Annotated in this window: 18 protein-coding genes and 1 pseudogene; 6 read left to right on the top strand and 13 right to left on the bottom strand. The window is 32.8% G+C overall.

Annotated features, from left to right (window positions below; translation table 11 throughout):
• Nucleotides 1-251: 251 nt before the first annotated feature.
• From METFODRAFT_RS03710 to dph5, 3 genes are read right to left on the bottom strand one after another with little or no spacing between them, the layout of a single operon-like run.
• Nucleotides 252-497: a hypothetical protein gene (locus METFODRAFT_RS03710; protein WP_048115511.1), complete on the bottom strand. Its 246-nt coding sequence runs from the start codon at nucleotides 495-497 to the stop codon at nucleotides 252-254.
• A gap of 4 nt (nucleotides 498-501) precedes the next feature.
• Nucleotides 502-1,557: an SLC13 family permease gene (locus METFODRAFT_RS03715; protein WP_007044202.1), complete on the bottom strand. Its 1,056-nt coding sequence runs from the start codon at nucleotides 1,555-1,557 to the stop codon at nucleotides 502-504.
• The gene (dph5, locus tag METFODRAFT_RS03720) at nucleotides 1,554-2,321 is read right to left on the bottom strand and encodes a diphthine synthase (RefSeq protein ID WP_007044203.1); all 768 of its coding nucleotides are present in this window, start codon (nucleotides 2,319-2,321) and stop codon (nucleotides 1,554-1,556) included. The genes METFODRAFT_RS03715 and dph5 overlap by 4 nt, the downstream gene beginning before the upstream one ends.
• Before the next feature lie 450 nt (nucleotides 2,322-2,771).
• Between dph5 and METFODRAFT_RS03725 the strand changes: the two genes are divergently transcribed.
• Nucleotides 2,772-3,947 carry a cation:proton antiporter gene (locus METFODRAFT_RS03725; protein ID WP_048115514.1) on the top strand — a complete coding sequence of 392 codons (1,176 nt, stop codon included), beginning with the start codon at nucleotides 2,772-2,774 and terminating at the stop codon, nucleotides 3,945-3,947.
• Nucleotides 3,948-4,395: 448 nt separating this feature from the next.
• Here METFODRAFT_RS03725 and METFODRAFT_RS03730 read toward each other — a convergent pair whose 3' ends face one another.
• A complete protein-coding gene (locus tag METFODRAFT_RS03730; RefSeq protein ID WP_007044205.1) occupies nucleotides 4,396-5,943 on the bottom strand; it encodes a radical SAM protein in 1,548 nt (515 codons plus the stop codon).
• Between the two features lie 174 nt (nucleotides 5,944-6,117).
• On the opposite strand from METFODRAFT_RS03730, the gene METFODRAFT_RS03735 reads away from it, so the two are divergent.
• A complete protein-coding gene (locus METFODRAFT_RS03735; RefSeq protein ID WP_007044206.1) occupies nucleotides 6,118-6,537 on the top strand; it encodes a translation initiation factor IF-2 subunit beta in 420 nt (139 codons plus the stop codon).
• A gap of 5 nt (nucleotides 6,538-6,542) precedes the next feature.
• Here the strand turns inward: METFODRAFT_RS03735 and METFODRAFT_RS03740 are convergent, their stop codons facing one another.
• The 6 genes and pseudogenes from METFODRAFT_RS03740 to METFODRAFT_RS03760 all read right to left on the bottom strand — a co-directional run bounded on the left by METFODRAFT_RS03740 (nucleotide 6,543) and on the right by METFODRAFT_RS03760 (nucleotide 10,530).
• The gene (locus METFODRAFT_RS03740) at nucleotides 6,543-6,914 is read right to left on the bottom strand and encodes a DUF473 domain-containing protein (protein WP_007044207.1); all 372 of its coding nucleotides are present in this window, start codon (nucleotides 6,912-6,914) and stop codon (nucleotides 6,543-6,545) included.
• 23 nt (nucleotides 6,915-6,937) lie between these two features.
• Nucleotides 6,938-7,648 (bottom strand): proteasome assembly chaperone family protein, encoded by a 711-nt coding sequence (locus tag METFODRAFT_RS03745; protein ID WP_007044208.1) that lies wholly within the window; start codon nucleotides 7,646-7,648, stop codon nucleotides 6,938-6,940.
• A gap of 107 nt (nucleotides 7,649-7,755) precedes the next feature.
• The gene (gene ribC / locus METFODRAFT_RS03750) at nucleotides 7,756-8,226 is read right to left on the bottom strand and encodes a riboflavin synthase (protein WP_007044209.1); all 471 of its coding nucleotides are present in this window, start codon (nucleotides 8,224-8,226) and stop codon (nucleotides 7,756-7,758) included.
• 24 nt (nucleotides 8,227-8,250) lie between these two features.
• Nucleotides 8,251-8,334: pseudogene (locus METFODRAFT_RS10610) on the bottom strand (imidazoleglycerol-phosphate dehydratase); the annotation flags it as partial.
• A gap of 69 nt (nucleotides 8,335-8,403) precedes the next feature.
• A complete protein-coding gene (gene hisB / locus METFODRAFT_RS03755; protein WP_007044210.1) occupies nucleotides 8,404-8,976 on the bottom strand; it encodes an imidazoleglycerol-phosphate dehydratase HisB in 573 nt (190 codons plus the stop codon).
• Nucleotides 8,977-9,012: 36 nt separating this feature from the next.
• Nucleotides 9,013-10,530: an AMP phosphorylase gene (locus METFODRAFT_RS03760; protein WP_007044211.1), complete on the bottom strand. Its 1,518-nt coding sequence runs from the start codon at nucleotides 10,528-10,530 to the stop codon at nucleotides 9,013-9,015.
• Nucleotides 10,531-10,677: 147 nt separating this feature from the next.
• On the opposite strand from METFODRAFT_RS03760, the gene METFODRAFT_RS03765 reads away from it, so the two are divergent.
• Entirely contained in the window at nucleotides 10,678-11,865 is a 1,188-nt protein-coding gene (locus METFODRAFT_RS03765; RefSeq protein WP_007044212.1) for a molybdopterin molybdotransferase MoeA, read from the top strand.
• Nucleotides 11,866-11,920: 55 nt separating this feature from the next.
• Nucleotides 11,921-12,937, top strand: coding sequence for a DUF354 domain-containing protein (locus METFODRAFT_RS03770; protein WP_007044213.1), 1,017 nt, complete (start codon nucleotides 11,921-11,923; stop codon nucleotides 12,935-12,937).
• 4 nt (nucleotides 12,938-12,941) lie between these two features.
• Here the strand turns inward: METFODRAFT_RS03770 and METFODRAFT_RS03775 are convergent, their stop codons facing one another.
• From METFODRAFT_RS03775 to METFODRAFT_RS03785, 3 genes are read right to left on the bottom strand one after another with little or no spacing between them, the layout of a single operon-like run.
• Nucleotides 12,942-13,736 carry a CBS domain-containing ParB/RepB/Spo0J family partition protein gene (locus METFODRAFT_RS03775; RefSeq protein ID WP_007044214.1) on the bottom strand — a complete coding sequence of 265 codons (795 nt, stop codon included), beginning with the start codon at nucleotides 13,734-13,736 and terminating at the stop codon, nucleotides 12,942-12,944.
• Nucleotides 13,737-13,785: 49 nt separating this feature from the next.
• Nucleotides 13,786-14,055: a DUF504 domain-containing protein gene (locus METFODRAFT_RS03780; protein ID WP_007044215.1), complete on the bottom strand. Its 270-nt coding sequence runs from the start codon at nucleotides 14,053-14,055 to the stop codon at nucleotides 13,786-13,788.
• 16 nt (nucleotides 14,056-14,071) lie between these two features.
• Complete coding sequence (locus METFODRAFT_RS03785) at nucleotides 14,072-15,541, bottom strand: DHH family phosphoesterase (RefSeq protein ID WP_007044216.1); 1,470 nt, start codon at nucleotides 15,539-15,541, stop codon at nucleotides 14,072-14,074.
• 732 nt (nucleotides 15,542-16,273) lie between these two features.
• On the opposite strand from METFODRAFT_RS03785, the gene METFODRAFT_RS03790 reads away from it, so the two are divergent.
• Both METFODRAFT_RS03790 and METFODRAFT_RS03795 read left to right on the top strand, forming a co-directional pair.
• Nucleotides 16,274-16,942 carry an RNA ligase partner protein gene (locus METFODRAFT_RS03790; protein WP_048115517.1) on the top strand — a complete coding sequence of 223 codons (669 nt, stop codon included), beginning with the start codon at nucleotides 16,274-16,276 and terminating at the stop codon, nucleotides 16,940-16,942.
• Between the two features lie 26 nt (nucleotides 16,943-16,968).
• The gene (locus METFODRAFT_RS03795; RefSeq protein ID WP_007044218.1) at nucleotides 16,969-17,364 is read left to right on the top strand and encodes a DUF356 domain-containing protein; all 396 of its coding nucleotides are present in this window, start codon (nucleotides 16,969-16,971) and stop codon (nucleotides 17,362-17,364) included.
• Nucleotides 17,365-17,368: the final 4 nt, after the last annotated feature.

The following is a 17,368-nucleotide window of genomic DNA, read 5'->3' on the forward strand; positions in this document are numbered from 1 at the left end:
AGTTCTTAAAATTTGAACACTCATCTTCACTTACAATTACATAATATAAATAATTGTTGTTGTTAAATTGAATTATACGGGGGGCATCACCGAGCGAAGTGGGTATAGTTGTGCTTAAAGTGGTTATTATCTTTAATAAAATTTTTAGTTTTGTTGTAAGTTCAATATTTAAAAGTTATGTTTAAATAACATAAAAAAATGCACAACTACAATACATCCTTTGATGAAACTTTTTAAAAGTTTTGATGTGATTAAGATTTTTTACAAATAACATAAACAATAAAGACTATAATAAGAATTAGAGGATTTGTGAATAATATAAGGATGGATACTGCAAAAGTTAAAAAGTCTAATCTTTCCTTTAATATTTTATTTTGTAGTTCGTTTTCTTTTCTATTTTCTTCTAAAATTGTACTAACTATTTCACAAATTTTCTCTGCTTTTTCTTCATCATTGACTAAATTTTTTATTTTTTCATAAAGTTCTACACTTGGCATTTTCTCACCAAATAACATATAAATAAATAACCAATACAATTAAATGCAGAATATAAATTAGAATACCAAATGTTAAAAACCTAACAATACTTATTTTTCCATCGGACAATCTCAAAGTTATTAAATTTGCAAAGGAAGCAATTAAAGTCCCATTCCCACCAACATTCACACCATAGGCAATTGGTAGCCAGTTGTTATATATGTTTGATAATAGAATAGTTGTTGAAACGTTTGAGATTATTTGGGATAATAATGATGCATATATCATGGTGAATATATTATTTTCACAATTGATTTTGAAGAGTTCCATAATTCCCAATCTCTTCAAACCTTCAATATCAATAAACAATGCACAAAACGTTAAGATGAAAAGATAATCAATTTTTATCCTTTTGACAAGTATGATGAGGAGAATTATTGGTAACAAGTAGACATGATTAAAAATACCTAAGATTGATGCAATAACGAGTATGAACACTATCAAATAACTTATCCACTCTTTTTCAAATTTTTGAGTTTTTATTATCTTTATATTACTTATCCTCCCTAAATCCAAAAACGGAATTAAAACTAAAATACCTAAAATTTCAAATGGTATCATATTCATTATAAACTTCATAGGGTTTAAATTGTAATGGTAATAAATGAATAAATTCTGCGGATTTCCAAAAGGGGTTAGAGAACTCCCAATGTTTGCTGAAATCCCCTCAAGTATGAGGATTTTTCTTAAGTCGATATTGCAGTACTTTGCAACGATTAGGGTTATTGGAATTACAACAAAGAGTGCAATGTCATTTGTCACAAACATGGATAAAATTATGGTAAGTATGATTAAGACAATAAAGATTCTCTTTGTTCTTTTTAGTATCTTTAATGAAATCCATTCCAAAAATCCACAATCCTTTAAAAGATTCACAACCACCAACATATAAAATAAACTAAAAATTGTCTTCCAATTTATAATATCTATGATTTCAATAGGTTTTATTAAGAAAATTAGGAATAATACTGAAATAGAAATAAAAAATAAAAAAATAACTTCATCAATTTTTACACTCATACATTCTCACACAGATATTTTAATGCCTCTTCTTCCATAAAATGCAGTTTTCCAGGAATGATTATGCAGTGCAATGGTTCCCCAAAGTCATAATCAATCAAATCCTTTATTTTGCCATAAACCAACTTTGGCTTTAAACTTCCCACCCTTGCGACAACAACGACCTTTGTATTCTCGCTTATAATATTTTCCTTTCTTCTTTTTTCCAATTCTAAGAGGATTTTTAACCCCTCATTTGCAGTCATGAATTTATTTTTATCTGCATGGATATCTAAGAGGCATAATGTATGGTACCCCATCTTTAAATTTTCCTTTATAACATCATAAGGCGTCTCTGGGAAATAATTTGGTTCTGGGAAGACAATTGAGGTTGTTTTACCAAATTTATACAATTGCAAGCCTGTTATCCCAACTACTGAGTAGATGGATGGGGCATTTATAATAACAACTTCAATACCTTTCTTTTTTGCTTCAACTACCAAATCAACGTGTGTTGTTGCAACCATTGGGTCTCCCGCCGTTAAAAACATTATGTCTTTTTCTTTTGCCTCCTCAATCAATTTTTCTGTTTCGTATTCAACCTTTTCTCTACTTAAAACTTCGATTTTTCTTCCAAGTGTTTCCTCTATTTTTTCAATGGTTGTTCCTGTCAAAATTGCTGTATAGAATTCTGCATAGATTTTATCTACTTTTTTAGCAAATTCTAAGGTTTTTAACGGCATATCTTTTTCATCATACAATCCTAATCCTGCCAAAATGAGCATAATCCCACCAAAACTGAACTTGACATTATTTAAAATTATATTTTTTTATTTTTTATTTTTTCGCCAGATAATCCCAATTATACTAAAATAAATCCTATTATCCTCCAAATAGTTAATAATAAATATGGAGTAGATAAAGATATGGGCATATTTAAAACTTTTGCAAGTTTATTGGACGTTTTGCGAATGAGTATCATAATCTTAAATTTCAATCTACAATGTTTAGCAAACATTTAATTTAAAATTTAAAGTTAGTAGGTGTCATCTATTAGTTTGCATTATAAATGGTTAAAATTAATTATTTTAAATATCATAATTTAATCTTTCAAAATTCATTATCACCAAGTGGGGTAGATATAGTCGTTCTACAATTAAATGATATTTAACTTCCAAATTAATGTTAAATGATTTTAAACGAGATACGAGTTATACAATGTGCACGGTGAAATTGTGGATGAGTATTTATTGTTCTTTATAATTATTGCCACAGTGTTTATTGTCCCTAATTTATTGAGGAAGTTTAACGTTCCCGCTATAACATCAATTATGTTGGCAGGTATTTTAATAGGACCATATGGTTTAAATATTCTCCAAATTGATGAAACTTTAAAGATATTTTCTTCATTTGGAGCGATATTTTTGATGTTCTTGGCTGGTTTGGAAGTTGATAATGAAACTTTGAGGGAAGAGTTTAAGAACTCTATGGTTGTTAGTTTATTTTCCCTCATAATTCCTGGTGTTGGGGGATACTTTGTTGGAAAATATTTGGGGCTTGGATTTACTGGAAGTTTGTTATATTCAGTTATATTTGCCTCCCATTCTGTTGGAATTGTCTATGCATTAATGGATGAACTTAAAATGGTTAAAACAAAGTTGGGAACGATGATGTTGAGTGCAACTATATTGATTGATTTAATTACATTGATATTATTATCTATCGTTATCAAGTTGAGTGAAACAAATGCAATAACATCAGACATCTGGATGTTTTTAATTTCAACGGCATTATACATTGGGGGGTTGTTGTTGGCTATCCCTTACCTATCAAAAATCATATTCAAAAACTTTGAAAAACTCCACATTCAGAGAATTCATTTTGTACTGTTCATTATATTAATTTCTATATTAATCGGGGAGATTTTGGGGTTACATCCAATCGTTGGGGCATTTATAACTGGTGTTGCCGTTAGTGAGGCATTGACTAAAGAAGAGCATGATGAGTTATTAAACAAAAACTTAAATGCTATTGGTTATGGGTTCTTTATACCAATATTCTTCTTAGTTTTGGGTATGGAGACAAATGTAGGGGTTATATTTAACTTAAACAATTTAGGACTTGTATTGGTAACGATTATCAGTGCTGTGTTGTTAAAATTGACTTCTGGATTAATATCATTGAGAATTTTGGGTTATGATAAGATGAAGAGTTTTGTTGGTTCTTTATTAACAGTTCCAAAAATCTCCGCTTCATTAGTTGCAGCATCAGTTGGTAGGGAGTTGGGAATTATATCAGATGATGTCTTTGTTGCGATAGTTGCTCTCTCCATTGTAACGGCCATGATAACACCAATAGGAGTTAAGAGTATTGTTGTTAAGAATGTTGATAGGTTTTTGGAGAATGATTAGATTATTTGATATGCTCATTAGTTTTTTTAATTAATCTTTCTTGGTTTTATATACCCCTACCTTAATTTTAGTACTAGAAAATTCATGAAAAGTATTACTGATTTTTTTAATGGAAATTTGTTATTTTTTAGATATTTTTGTTGTTTGTTTTTATTTAGCATATTTTAAGTTTAGATTGGTTTTAGATAATATAAAATAAGGTCTAATTATCAAGATTTATTAGCGTGGTTGTGCAGTTGATTTAAAAAGAAATTGCACAATCTTTCTTGCTTTTATAAAGGTTTTAATAATTAAGCAGTAAGAAAATTTAGGTTCAAAAAGAAAAGTATATATACAAGTAATTACAATAAAAAAGAAGTAAGTTAAGGGTTTGAAATCTTAGTCCATTAAAACAAGGATGGAAACCTATCCTATCAACACCGAATTCATCCAAGACTTGTTTGAAATCTTAGTCCATTAAAACAAGGATGGAAACGGCAATCTTTCCAGTTATTGACCTCCTTCCATAATCAATAACCTCAACATCAACAAACTCCCCAATTTTTAAGTTTTTCTCTTTTATTCCAACTAAAATAGGATAACTACCAAATTGCCTGCCGAAGAATAAGTCATCCTTCTCTTTAACTTCAACAAAGACATTTTTTAATATCGTGCCTTTTGGAACAACTCTTTTTAGCATTGGATTATCAATCTCTTTCCTAACCTTTTCTTTAAAACTTAAAAATAGACTCTTTCTTTTTTTACCTTTTTCAATATCTTTAATAGTTAAATCAGTTCCAAAGAATGGAACTACCTGCCTTATATTTATTCTCCTCAACATTAATCCCCTATCATAAATTTCCTTCAAATAATTGTAGTTTATCTTAAACGTTTCTTTTGTTTCTCCTCTTAATCCATAAAGTAAGTTAATTCCAGGTAAGAGATAGGGCAATCCTGTCTCGCTTCTTTTTCCTCCAATTTCATTTAAAATTTCAACCGCCTTCAAAACATCCTCTGGCATAGTTAGGAGGTTATTCTTCTTAATAACCTTTTCATCAAAACTCTCCACACCAAATGCAGCAACATTTCCTCCAGTGCAATACCTAACCAAAATTTTTGCAACTTCTCTGCTTTCTTCATGCCTTGCTATTACAGATGGATTCGCATTATCTATATGCAAAACCTCAGGATTTGCCACATTCCAGATGCCCTTAAAAAGTTTCTCAATTTCTTCCACATTTGGCTTTGGAACCTCTTCCTTTTCACTTTCCTTTGATTTATATGAGAATATGCACGGTTGCCTTCCAATTCTGAAGTATTTAATACCAAAGTTGTATAATGCCTTAATTTCCTCAATTATATCCTTTGCATCCCTAAATTTTGGAGTTCCAAATCTCCTCGGCTCTGTGCAAAAACTACACCCTCCACTCAAAGCCCTTGCACATCCCCTGTAGGTTTCAATCTCAGCAATTATGTATGGATAAGAAGGGTGTTGCTTAACTATCTTTGCCCCTCTGATGGCAAATTCTCTCAACTCATCGTAGGCTCTCAATCTTCTTGTATCTATATTTTCAATTTTGCAATTATTCAAAAAATAATCATGCAAAACTGCCTCAGCATCTCCCTCCACAACAATATCAAAGAATGCCTTTAATTTGCTCTCATCTTTTATTGTTCCCCCTTCAATGGATGAGCCAAATTTTGTTGCACTCGGTCCTGCAAGGATTTTTAAACCCTTAAAGTTATAAAGAATAGAAACAATTTCTCTCAATGTTGCTGGATTTGCATTTAAATACTTTCCCGGCGTGTGAAATCCGCAAATAGCAATGACAGCATCAAACTTATTAAAATCAAACTTTCCCCTAATTTCCCTAAATTTATCGATAGTTATATAATACACTTCCTGGTTAAATTTATCTAGCACTCCTGCAATGTATCTTGGGTATATGCCTATATATGGAGGAACCCCTAATCCTGCTGGTTCGTCGGTATAGCCATCTAAAATTAAAAACCTCATTTAATCACCGATGATGAATTGTTTTACTGATTTTTATGATGAGCCGTATGAGCTCTGAGGTGAATTTTTATTATAAAATTTAAATAAAGTATCATTTCTTTTAATTTTGATGTTGAATTCGTAAACAAACATTAATATATCAAAAAGAACTATTTCATTTATGAGGTGATAATGATGAGTATTGATTATTATGATTATGATGCATTACTAAAGAGGGCAAGGGAACAACTTCCAGAAGATGTGTTTAAGGATGTGAGATTTGAGATTCCTGAAGCAGAGGTCTTTGTTGAAGGTAGTAGAACAATAATTAGAAACTTTAGAGAAATTGCTAAATTAATTGATAGGGATGTAAACTACTTTGCAAAGTATATTATGAAGGAACTTGGTACTGCTGGAGATATTGAAGGAGCAAGGCTTGTTTTGCAAGGTAGGTTTAGTGCTTATTTAGTAAACTCAAAAATCCAAGATTTCATGAAGGAGTATGTTTTGTGCCACGAGTGTGGAAAACCAGATACGAAAATCATTAAAGAAGGAAGAATCCACATGCTCAAATGCATGGCTTGTGGTGCTATAAGACCTATAAAATTAATATAAAATCTTTAATAAATCGATTTCATAACGACATTTAGAATTGTGGGACTTAATACTTCCATATCATTAATATCTACACAAGTTCCAAAACCAATCATTTCAATTTGAATTTTCCCAACCACACATTCCCTCTCTTCTGAAACTTCTGATTGTATTTTTTGATGAACAATGGAAACTTTTTTTACCCTTCCAATTATCCCTTCTGTTCCAGGGATTATGTCATCTTTTACAACTGATGTAATAAATATAAAATCCCCAACGTCAACAGATTTTAAAGCCAATAAATTATCTGCACTCTTCAAATTTAGGGTTTTTATATGATTTTTTATAAGTTCTGACAATGCATGTGGTGATATCCCTGCCAATGCAATGATCCTCATAAATACCCCTTTTTTGTTTTTTATTATAGATACATTGGATACTCACTTCTTGCAGTTTTTGTCATCAATTTTGCATGCTCCTGTGCTAACTGCTTTATCTTTTCATCAATCTTATCTGCCTCTTCTATCAACTCCTCCACATCCACGTTAAGATTGTAGATCCTGTTTAAAACATTTATAAGGTTTGATGCCCCTCTCGGGTCAGGCCTTATGCCAACTGTCTCAGCGAGTAGGCCAATTGCAGGTATTTTGTTGTTGTTACTTTTTACCATCAAACTTCCAGATACTCCTCCAACCATTCCAAACTTTAAAATAGGTATCTCGTATTTTTCAAAAATTTCCAGAAGATCCTTTGAAGATGCTATTCCATAAACCTTTTCAGATTTTCCAGTGGCAAGTCCTCCTAAAGATATAACCACTTGGGGATTAATCGATATTAATGTTTCAACAATTTTATCCGAGAGGCTATGAACCACAATTGGCGGAATTATCACATCAGAAAATAGGACAATCAAATCCTCTTTTCCATAAACCCTTATTGATGGATAAACCACCCCCTCCTCGACAAGGTTTATTGGAGGCACTTCCGGAGTATCAAAGTATCCGATATACTCAAGTTTAAGGTTTTTTATAATTTGATGTGCTGCTATACTTCCAACCAATCCAACGCTGGGAAACCCCTCGATGACAATAGGATTTTTAAAATCGATTTCTTTTTTGGTGATGTATTCCATTTTACCCCCACCATGTAATTTAGATTATATTTTAATTATATTTAATTAAATTATAATTTATGATTTTTGATTATTGCAAGATTTAAATAAAATCTGAATTTTGTAGATTATAATCTTGCAGGCCCTGCATCTTCAAATCCTTGCCTTAAACCTTTACCAGCATTTTTCCTTAGATATTCTGGTTTAAACAACAAATAATAAACATTTTCAGCATGTTCCTCTGCTCTCCTCTTTGCAAGCCATTCGAGTTCTTTTTCATCCTCTGCCTCATCCTCATGAACAAAGACCTCTATTATGTGCTTGTTTGTCATCAACTGTGCTAACATTAAACCTTGGGATGCCTCATGGGCACAAACTTTATCCTTCTCCGCTTTTCCAGGCATTCCAAGGGCCATAACAATCTCACAACCCTCTTCCTCAATCAACTTCTTACATGCTACAGGCAAATCCTTTATTCCCGGAACAGTATATCTAACTATCCTTATTTTTGATGTCAATTCATTTAATTTTTTTATTGCTGCAGAAGCCATATCAACCCTTGCAAATGTTGTATCTACAATACCTACTTTTATTGTCATATTCCTCACCACAAAATTTTTAATTTAGATAACTCCTTTTGTGCTAACAACTCCCTTTCTTTCATCGATTCTCGTAGCCATATCCAAAGCAACACCAAATGCCTTAAACGAAACGCCGCGTCGTTTCATCCCGCGGAGATACCTCCTCGCAAATGCTCGGAGGTATAAAGAATTACTCTAAATAACTCCTTTTGTGCTAACAACTCCCTTTCTTTCATCGATTCTCGTAGCCATATCCAAAGCAACACCAAATGCCTTAAACAATGCCTCTATTTTGTGGTGTTCGTTTTCTCCAATAACCTCAAAATGGATATTCATTTTTGCATTGTTTGCCAAAGCCTCAAAAAAATGCTTTACATTTTCAGTCGATAAATCACCAACTTTATCCCTTCTTGGCGTGTATTGGGATAAAACATAAGGTCTTCCACCCAAATCAATTGCAACCATTGCCCTTGCTTCATCCATTGGCACTATTGCCCATCCAAACCTATTGATGTTCTTTTTTTCAACTTTATCCAATGCCATTCCTAAGCAAATCCCTACATCCTCAACAGTGTGGTGGTCATCAACCTCCAAATCACCTTCAGCCTTAATATATAAATCAAAAGCCCCATGTTTTGCAAAGGAAGACAGAACATGGTCAAAAAAAGGTATGCCTGTATCTATGTCGTATTTTCCAATTCCATCTATATTGATTTTTAACTCAATTTTTGTTTCTTTTGTTTCCCTTTTGATTTCAACAACCCTCATGGTTTCACCGACAGTTCAAAAAATTATTAAAAATAGTTAGAATTTACTTATTCTTTTCAACAACATTCCTTCAACTTTGATAGGATAGGTTCTTCTTGCCAGTTTAACTGCTGAGTTTAACCTCTCTTCTGAACTTGAGTATATCGTATAGAGCAAGTCTCCTTTTTCAACCTCATTTCCAATTTTAACATTTAAAAGTACTCCTGCTTTTTTATCCTTTGGGGCCCCAGCCTCTTTTGCCACCTTTGTTATAAGTTTGTTTGAAATTTGAGTCACATATCCATCTATTGGTGCAATTATCTCCGCTTTATATTCCCCAATCTCAATTTCATCAGAACTTTTTGGTTCTCCACCTTGGGCAGTTATTATCTCATGCATCTTTTCCAATGCCTTTCCAGATGTCAAAATCTCCTCTGCAACATCCTTTCCTTTCTTAGGTGGTGCTACCCCACCTATTTCTAAGAGAACTCCTGCCAAGGACACCGCTTTTTCAATCAAACTTGAAGGGGCCTCTTTATAATTTTCCAATGCTATTAATGCCTCTCTTGCCTCCAATGCTGGACCTATTGCCCTACCTATTGGCTGGCCCCCGTAGGTTATTGCACATTCAATATGTACATTTACCCTTCCTCCAAGTTCTATAAACTTCCTTGCCAAACTTGCTGCTTCATCTATAGTCTTTACCTTTGCCCCCTCGCCTGTAGGGATGTCTATAACTAAATATTTAATGCCTGCAGCAATTTTCTTAGCCATTACACTTGACAAAAGTAGTGGCTCAGGATCAATGGAAAGTGGTCTCTCAATGTTTATTGTTATATCATCTGCTGGGGCTAAGTCAATAGCCCCTCCCCAAACCATACAACCATTTGTGGTTGTTACCACCTGTTTTATCTCATCTAACGATAAATCAACCCTTGTTAAAACCTCAACTACGTCTGCTGTTCCTGCTGCTGATGTGATTGCTCTTGACGATGTTTTTGGTATCGTTAATCCTGCCGCTGCCACTATGGGAACAACCAAAAGAGCGGTTTTGTTTCCTGGAACTCCCCCGATGCTGTGCACATCAACCACTAAACTCTCATCCCAATCAATCATATCCCCAGTTTCTGCCATTCTTCTTGTCATTTCCTCAATTTCTTTCATATCCATGCCGTTAATATACAAAGAAGTAACAAATGCTGTGTTTTCAATATTTGATAACTTTCCAGTTACCATTTCATCAATTATTGTGTGTATTTCCTCAGGTTTTAGTGTTTGGCCATCCATCTTCTTTCTTATATATGCCACTGAAAGTGGGGTTTCAGCATGCCTTATTATGGCCTCGTCTCCATCTTTGATGGGAATTTCTTTTGTGATTTCTCTAAATATTCCTATTTCTCCCTTATTAACTAATGTTTTTGTTGAATGCAATACTCCAACAAAAGAACCTGCAGGAGTTTCAACCAACACCCTATCTTGTGGATAGTAAGGAGTTCCTTTCAAATCCTCCTCATTAATAACAACTGCATTTACCCCAATATCTAAATCAAACAATTTCACTTTTAAGAATAGCATGTAATCCCCTCTGAAGTTTACTTAAAAATAATTTACGTTAAAAATATATCGCAGTCGTGTTTTAAATATTATTTGTTTCATTAATTAATCACATATCACTTAACTTTAATGAAATATATCTTTTAATGAAGGATAAAGGTGAATAAAATGGGTAAGATGCTTAAAAAATTGATTAGTTATGATAAGGCAAAAGAAATGGTTTTTAATGAGTGGAATAAGTTTTTGAAAGATAAGTTTAAAATAATCCCTTTATTGGATGCATTGGGTAGGGTATCTTATGAAGATATAATGTCCCCAATAGATTTACCTATGTTTGATAGGGCAGCGATGGATGGTTATGCAGTTAGAGCAGAAGATACTTTTGGAGCATCAACCACAAATCCCCTAATCTTAAATTTGGTCGAAAAGAAGGAAATTAATGAAGGGGAATGTTTAAAGGTATTCACTGGCTCAAAAATGCCTAAAAATGCTGATGCTGTTGTTATGAAGGAATACTGCAAAGAAGAGGATGGTTTTGTTGAGATATATAAAGGAGTTCATCCTTATGAAAATGTCTCAAGGATTGGGGAGGATGTTAGAAAGGGGGATTTACTATTAAAAAAGGGGGAAGCCATCTCCCCGCACCACATATCAATTTTATCATCTGTTGGAATAAAGGAGGTTAAAGTTTATAATGTAAATGTTGGAATTATATCAACTGGGGATGAACTCGTTGATTTGGAAGAAGTTATCAGTATGGAAGAGTTAAAAAATAACAGTAAAATAGTAAATTCAAATTCATTAATGTTATATGCCCTGGTGAAAGAATCTGGTTTGAATCCAAAAATTTACGGAAAGGTTGTGGATGATAGGGAAAGGATAAAATCATTAATAAAAAAAGCAATAATTGAAAACGATATTGTGATTACAACAGGGGGTACTTCAGTAGGAGATAGGGATTATATAATAGAAGTGGTTAATGAGTTGGGTGGTATTGTTCTTCATGGTGTCCAAATAAGGCCAGGAAAACCTTTTGGATTTGGTAAAATAAACAACAAATTAATTTTTACCCTATCTGGATATCCAGTGGCATCTACTGTTCAATTTGAGTTATTTATAAGGAGTTACTTTAAAAAAAGAAAAAAAATAAAACTTCCATTAAGGAGAAACATCGCATCCGAACTCGGCAGGACAGATATTGTTAGGATTAAAATTGAAGATTTTGAAGTTGAACCATTGAGAATTACTGGAAGTGGAGTTATTTCCTCATTGACAAAAGCAGATGGTTATGTAATAATCCCAGAGAACGTTGAAGGTTATGAGAAGGGAGAGTATGTTGAAGTTTATTTATTCTAAAAAAATTTAAAAAGGTTAATTATAATTTAGGATTTTAGGATTTAAAGGTGATTGCATGGATGTGTGGTTGGATTTAACAAATGCTCCTCATGTTCATTATTTTTCACAACTGATAAAGAAATTTGAAAAAGAAGGGATCGACTATCTAATAACAACAAGAAAATCCCAAAATTTGGAAGAACTACTAAATATATATGGATTTGAATACATATGTGTTGGAAAACACGGAGAGAGTTTAAAGGATAAGTTAATCTACTCTGCAAAGAGAATCATAGAACTCACTGAGATTGTTGATAAAGAGAAGCCAAAGGTTGCAATAGCAAAACATTCCGTTGAATTGCCACGAGTATCTTTTGGATTGGGCATTCCCGTGATTTTTGTTGTTGATAACGAACATGCAGAGGCACAAAACAAACTCACCCTCCCACTTGCAGAGGACATAATCATTCCAATAGGTACGAAAAAGAGTAAATTAAAAAAGATGGGGGGAAATAACTTTACAACATTCAATGGAACGTGTGAAGTGGCAAACGTGAATTCACGACTAAAAGGAATACTGCCAATTGATAAGGGCATACTAAAAAAATTAGGGATAGATAATAATAATCCAACAATAGTCATGAGGGCAAGACCAAATTCATCCTACTGTAATGGAAAAAAGGACATAATTCCAAAAATCATAGAAAAACTTAGGGAAAAAATAGATTGTAATATTGTGGCATTTCCAAGGGATGAAAAGCAGAGGGAAAAATACATATCTCTAAATGCAATAGTTCCCAACACAATAGATGCCCTATCTCTTCTCTATTTTGCAGATGCTATGATAGGGGCAGGGGGAACTATGAACAGAGAAGCAGCAGTTTTAGGGATTCCAACAGTATCTTGCTATCCAAAGGAATTACTTGGTGTTGATAAATATCTAATAAAGATGGGAAGGATGGTTCATATAAAAAATGTAAATAGAATAGTTGGTTACATTATTGAAAATTTGGGAGTTAAAAATAAAAATGTCGAATTGGAAGATCCAACAGATTTGATGTTTGAAAAGGTTTGTAGTTATTTAAAAAGATAATTTTTCAATCAAAAAAATTTGTTTTTGATTTTAAGGTGTAGGGATTTATGGAGTTCTCATTGTCCTCATCGATAATTTTTATATCCCCAAGTGTTCTTAATCCTTGGCTTTCAGCAGTTTTTTCTATGCCTAATTTTTTGTCTGTGTCTATGTGGATTATATGGGCATCTAACTTTGGTATGCCTAATTTATATGCAGCCACTGCCCTATGGTGTCCATCAACTAAAATATATCCGCTTCTTTTTGTTTTTATGGCAATTATTGGTTCTGCAAGACCTTTCTTTAATTCATACATTCTCCCAATTAACTCATCCTCATGAACCTTTGATTGTGTAGGTTTAAGTTCATCTATTGGAACATAGCCCCTCTCAACCCTTGTTTTTAGCCCTAAGTTTTCATACGTTTTTACAATTTTATTTAGTTTTTCAGGAGTTGTTTTCTCTATTTGTGACCTTATGACATCCGTGTTTGTTATTATTCCAACTAAGTTGTTTTCATCATCAACCACAGGAAGTTTAGAAAATCCAGTCCTAAACATCAATCTACCAACATCCATGATATTTGCATCTGGCTTAGCCACAATCATGTCTTCTCTTTTTGTCATGATGTTGCCTACCTTTTCATCCTCATCCTTACCTACCAAATCATGAACTGAAACAATCCCCACCAATTTACCATCTACAACAACAGGAAATGCATCATGACCTGTCTCTTTAACGAATCTTATGGCATCTTTAACTGTATTGTTAGGAGAGAGACAATCCACTTTTTTTGTCATATACTCACTTACTTTAACCATCCTACCCCATCCAAAAATTTTTTAAATGTTGTAAAACAGCAAAAATGTGTTAAACCTCGTCTTCGTACTCTTCTATAAAATCGGCATCTTTATTTCTTTGGAATAAAATTTCTTTTGTTTTTTTGTTTCTAATTTCTAAAATTCTATGGATCGGAATGTATGTTGTATCATGAACTATAAAAGAGCCTTCAATGTGTATTTCATCCATAGATACGGCCTTTTTATTATCCTCTGTCCCCCTATGTAAATAAACAATTTCAAAATCCCCTGGGTTGTATTTAGGATGCCAAAGTATCTTATTTATAAGCTCTTTTAGCATTTTTTCACGTTTTTACTTATAACTGTTCTGATGTTTTCTGTTTTTCTTCTTCTTTTATACCCATAACTTCAAAGATTTTTGTTCTTATTGCCTCTTCAACAAGTTTTCTTAAGGATTCTTTATCAGAGACCGCCTTAAATATACCCAATGGAATATATGCAGCGGCTGCTGCCTGATGTCCTCCACCGTCAAATGCCTTCTTCAAAATATCTCCAACATCAACCCTCAAATCCTTAGTTCTCGCAGATATATGGATATTATCTTCTACAATACCAAATACAAATGTTGTTGTTATTCCCTCCATTCTCAACAAGAACTCTGCCGCTCTTGGTAAAGCATCTCTATTACTTATCTCACCAACATAGGAGAGTGCAATGTTCCCCTTTACAATTTTTCTGTTTAAGATTGCTCTTGCAAGAACTTCCATTGTTTCCGTGTCCATATCGGGATTTTCAATCATCTGCAAGGTTTTTGCATCAATTAGTCCTTGCAAATAACCCGCAGCGTCAAAGTCCTTTTTTGTCACTTTTCTTTTAAAGTAGTTTGTATCGGATGCTATTGCATAAAATAAGGCTGTTGCTAAATCCCCACTTGGAGAGATATCAAGTTCCCTCAAATATTCTGTTAAAATTGTTGCTGTAGCCCCAATATCTGACTGAATATCCATATATTTTGCAGTTAAATCACCATTTTCATGATGATCTATAATAATATCGATTTCTTTTGTTTCTGGGTCAAATGGCAGATTTTTTGAACTTGATGTATCAACCACTGCTATAGCACAATATTTGTTTAAATCAATATCCCTAATGTGTTTCATCTTTATACCAAGTAGGTTTATCATTGCCTTATTTTCATCAAACCCTATATTCCCCCCATATGCAATATCTGCCTCAATATCCCATTTTAAGGCGATAGTTTTCAATGCCATAGCACTTGCCATAGCATCAGGGTCGGGATTGTTGTGTGTGACTATCAAAAGAGGTGCAATATCTTTTTCCTTATTACCTTCTTTTTCGCCATTATTTGGGCCAAGACATTCCCTTTTTGCTTTAATTAATATGTTCTTTAGACCAAGTAATTTTCTCTTTAATTTTGATTTTTCAATTTCTTTTATAACTTCCCTTGCTGCACTCTCTAATGGGAAGATGATTCGATCAATCGGTAGACCATCATACAAGTCTGGATATTTTGGAATTCCCCTCGCGATTTTATGGGCTTTTGGATTCAGTTCACAAACCAACTCTGCTATTTTCCTATTAATTTCAGGATTGTTTGTTAAGATAACTATAGTATCTGCCTCTTCAATGCCGGCCTTCTTGAGAACCTCAACATCCGTTGCATCTCCAACAACATATTTAAAATCCGCCTGTTCAACTGAATCAAAGACCATTTCTTTATTGTCAATTACTGTAACAGTGTCGATACTTTTACTATAATTTACAACCCTACGCCCAAAAGAACCATATCCTATAATTAGTATCATATTTTACCTCCAATAAGGTAGGTTTTGAACACTATCGACTATTTAAATAACACATCAAAATTTATATAAATAAAAATCAATTTAATTTTGTTTATTTATTATCAAGTGTCGATTATGTTATTTAAACAATATGTTTTATTTAAAGTTGTTCGTGTTGGACAAACTCAAAATAAATTTAAAATGGTTTTTACTTTACTTCAAAAATTTAAGTGATACTAATATTTCGAATCCAATAAATAAGAGATTACTAATTTTTGTTTTTATATTTTATATTTTACTGTTTATTGGTTCTCCAAACGTGTTGAATATGAAAGATTGTGGCAATTTCCAAAATCCCTATCATACATTTTTTGAGTTATAGTTTTAAATTATGCAGTATTATTAAACGTTCTATTTACATATCAAACACTATTTTTTAATATTGGCTAAAAATCTATTAATCAATATATCCAACTAAAATCGTTATTTATTTATACAATTAAAAGAAACTAGGTATTTAATAGTTTCTTTAGTTATTAAAATGAAAGATTTAATATGTAAAGCATTAGATGAAAAACATTTTCATTACCTGCTTACTTATAAGTGAAAAATCCGTAGGGAGTGTGGGCTAATTATGATCAAAACAGTTGGTGAATTTTTATGTTGTCGTGTGTAACTATTTAAAACTATGAATTGTATGGTTTATCCTAACAAAATAACATTAATAGATTAAAAATGGATTAGGTGAATATATTGCCAAGAAAACAGAGGTTTTGTTTGGATACAACAGCACTTACCGACACCTCAGTAAGGGATGCACTGGGGGTAAAGACCATCACTGAAAGTACGGATAAAATTCTTGATTTGATAGCAGAGGCAAGAATGAAATTGGATATATCGTGCCATATTCCATATCCTTCAGTGTATAATGAATTAATTGGATTTTTGGAGAGGGAAAATTGTCCAAAGGATGTGTTAGTTAAGGTAGATACGTGGTTGGTTAAAAAAACACCAAATAGATATGAGATAAAGATACCTTCAGAAATATTCTATGAGTATATTAAAGATTTGAGGGAGAGGATAAATAAAGGCATGAGAATTGGTGAAAACACAATGTATGAAACTGCATTGCAAACCTATGGTTTATCCCAATCAAAGGAACTAAACAGAGAAGAGGTAATTAATCAAGTTCTATCAAAAACAATAAATACCTTCAGAAATAAATATAGAAGTGCGTTGAGAGTGGGAACTTTGGACAGTGCTCCTGATTTAGATGTTCTTTTATTGGCAAAAGAACTTGATGCTGCTGTTGTAGCAAGTGATGAGGGTGTTGAAAAATGGGCTCAGAGATTGGGCTTGAGATTTGTTAAGGCGAGGGATTTCCCATTTATGCTTGAGGAATATCTAAGTCATATCAAATAAAAATCAAAGAAACACGGTGAAATATTATGGTATTGTTGTTGATAAGGGGAGATAATTATGAAAAAATTAAAAATGCTTTAGCAGATGTTGATAGACATGCTGAATTAACCATTATTGGAAAACCAAGAATTATATTGCCTGAGGCAGCAGATGAGATACTAAAACACATTTTAGGGGAGATTAAAAAACCTTGCAAAAAGGCATGCCTTGCGAAGATTGAAGAAAATGCCCCAAAGGCAATTGATAGAATTAGAAAAATCCATCCGCCAGCACATATTGTTGTTATCAGTGAAAGATACGAAATGTACGATGATCTACTTAGGGATTTTCCAAGAATGCCACCATTGAAAGGTTACTACAAAAGCAAAAATAAAAATAAAGACAAAAAAGACAACGTAAAGAAGAATAAACACTTGAGGTGAGGGA

Origin of the sequence: Methanotorris formicicus Mc-S-70 (assembly GCF_000243455.1) — an archaeon.
GTDB classification, from domain to species: Archaea; AGJL01; Methanococci; order Methanococcales; family Methanococcaceae; genus Methanotorris; species Methanotorris formicicus.

What these genes read in the sequence shown, in the direction of transcription:
- METFODRAFT_RS03710 (WP_048115511.1), bottom strand. Translation starts at nt 497, where the DNA reads ATGCCAAGTGTAGAACTTTATGAAAAAATAAAAAATTTAGTCAATGAT.
- METFODRAFT_RS03715 (WP_007044202.1), bottom strand. Translation starts at nt 1,557, where the DNA reads ATGAGTGTAAAAATTGATGAAGTTATTTTTTTATTTTTTATTTCTATT.
- dph5 (WP_007044203.1), bottom strand. Translation starts at nt 2,321, where the DNA reads ATGCTCATTTTGGCAGGATTAGGATTGTATGATGAAAAAGATATGCCG.
- METFODRAFT_RS03730 (WP_007044205.1), bottom strand. Translation starts at nt 5,943, where the DNA reads ATGAGGTTTTTAATTTTAGATGGCTATACCGACGAACCAGCAGGATTA.
- METFODRAFT_RS03735 (WP_007044206.1), top strand. Translation starts at nt 6,118, where the DNA reads ATGAGTATTGATTATTATGATTATGATGCATTACTAAAGAGGGCAAGG.
- METFODRAFT_RS03740 (WP_007044207.1), bottom strand. Translation starts at nt 6,914, where the DNA reads ATGAGGATCATTGCATTGGCAGGGATATCACCACATGCATTGTCAGAA.
- METFODRAFT_RS03745 (WP_007044208.1), bottom strand. Translation starts at nt 7,648, where the DNA reads ATGGAATACATCACCAAAAAAGAAATCGATTTTAAAAATCCTATTGTC.
- ribC (WP_007044209.1), bottom strand. Translation starts at nt 8,226, where the DNA reads ATGACAATAAAAGTAGGTATTGTAGATACAACATTTGCAAGGGTTGAT.
- hisB (WP_007044210.1), bottom strand. Translation starts at nt 8,976, where the DNA reads ATGAGGGTTGTTGAAATCAAAAGGGAAACAAAAGAAACAAAAATTGAG.
- METFODRAFT_RS03760 (WP_007044211.1), bottom strand. Translation starts at nt 10,530, where the DNA reads ATGCTATTCTTAAAAGTGAAATTGTTTGATTTAGATATTGGGGTAAAT.
- METFODRAFT_RS03765 (WP_007044212.1), top strand. Translation starts at nt 10,678, where the DNA reads ATGGGTAAGATGCTTAAAAAATTGATTAGTTATGATAAGGCAAAAGAA.
- METFODRAFT_RS03770 (WP_007044213.1), top strand. Translation starts at nt 11,921, where the DNA reads ATGGATGTGTGGTTGGATTTAACAAATGCTCCTCATGTTCATTATTTT.
- METFODRAFT_RS03775 (WP_007044214.1), bottom strand. Translation starts at nt 13,736, where the DNA reads ATGGTTAAAGTAAGTGAGTATATGACAAAAAAAGTGGATTGTCTCTCT.
- METFODRAFT_RS03780 (WP_007044215.1), bottom strand. Translation starts at nt 14,055, where the DNA reads ATGCTAAAAGAGCTTATAAATAAGATACTTTGGCATCCTAAATACAAC.
- METFODRAFT_RS03785 (WP_007044216.1), bottom strand. Translation starts at nt 15,541, where the DNA reads ATGATACTAATTATAGGATATGGTTCTTTTGGGCGTAGGGTTGTAAAT.
- METFODRAFT_RS03795 (WP_007044218.1), top strand. Translation starts at nt 16,969, where the DNA reads ATGGTATTGTTGTTGATAAGGGGAGATAATTATGAAAAAATTAAAAAT.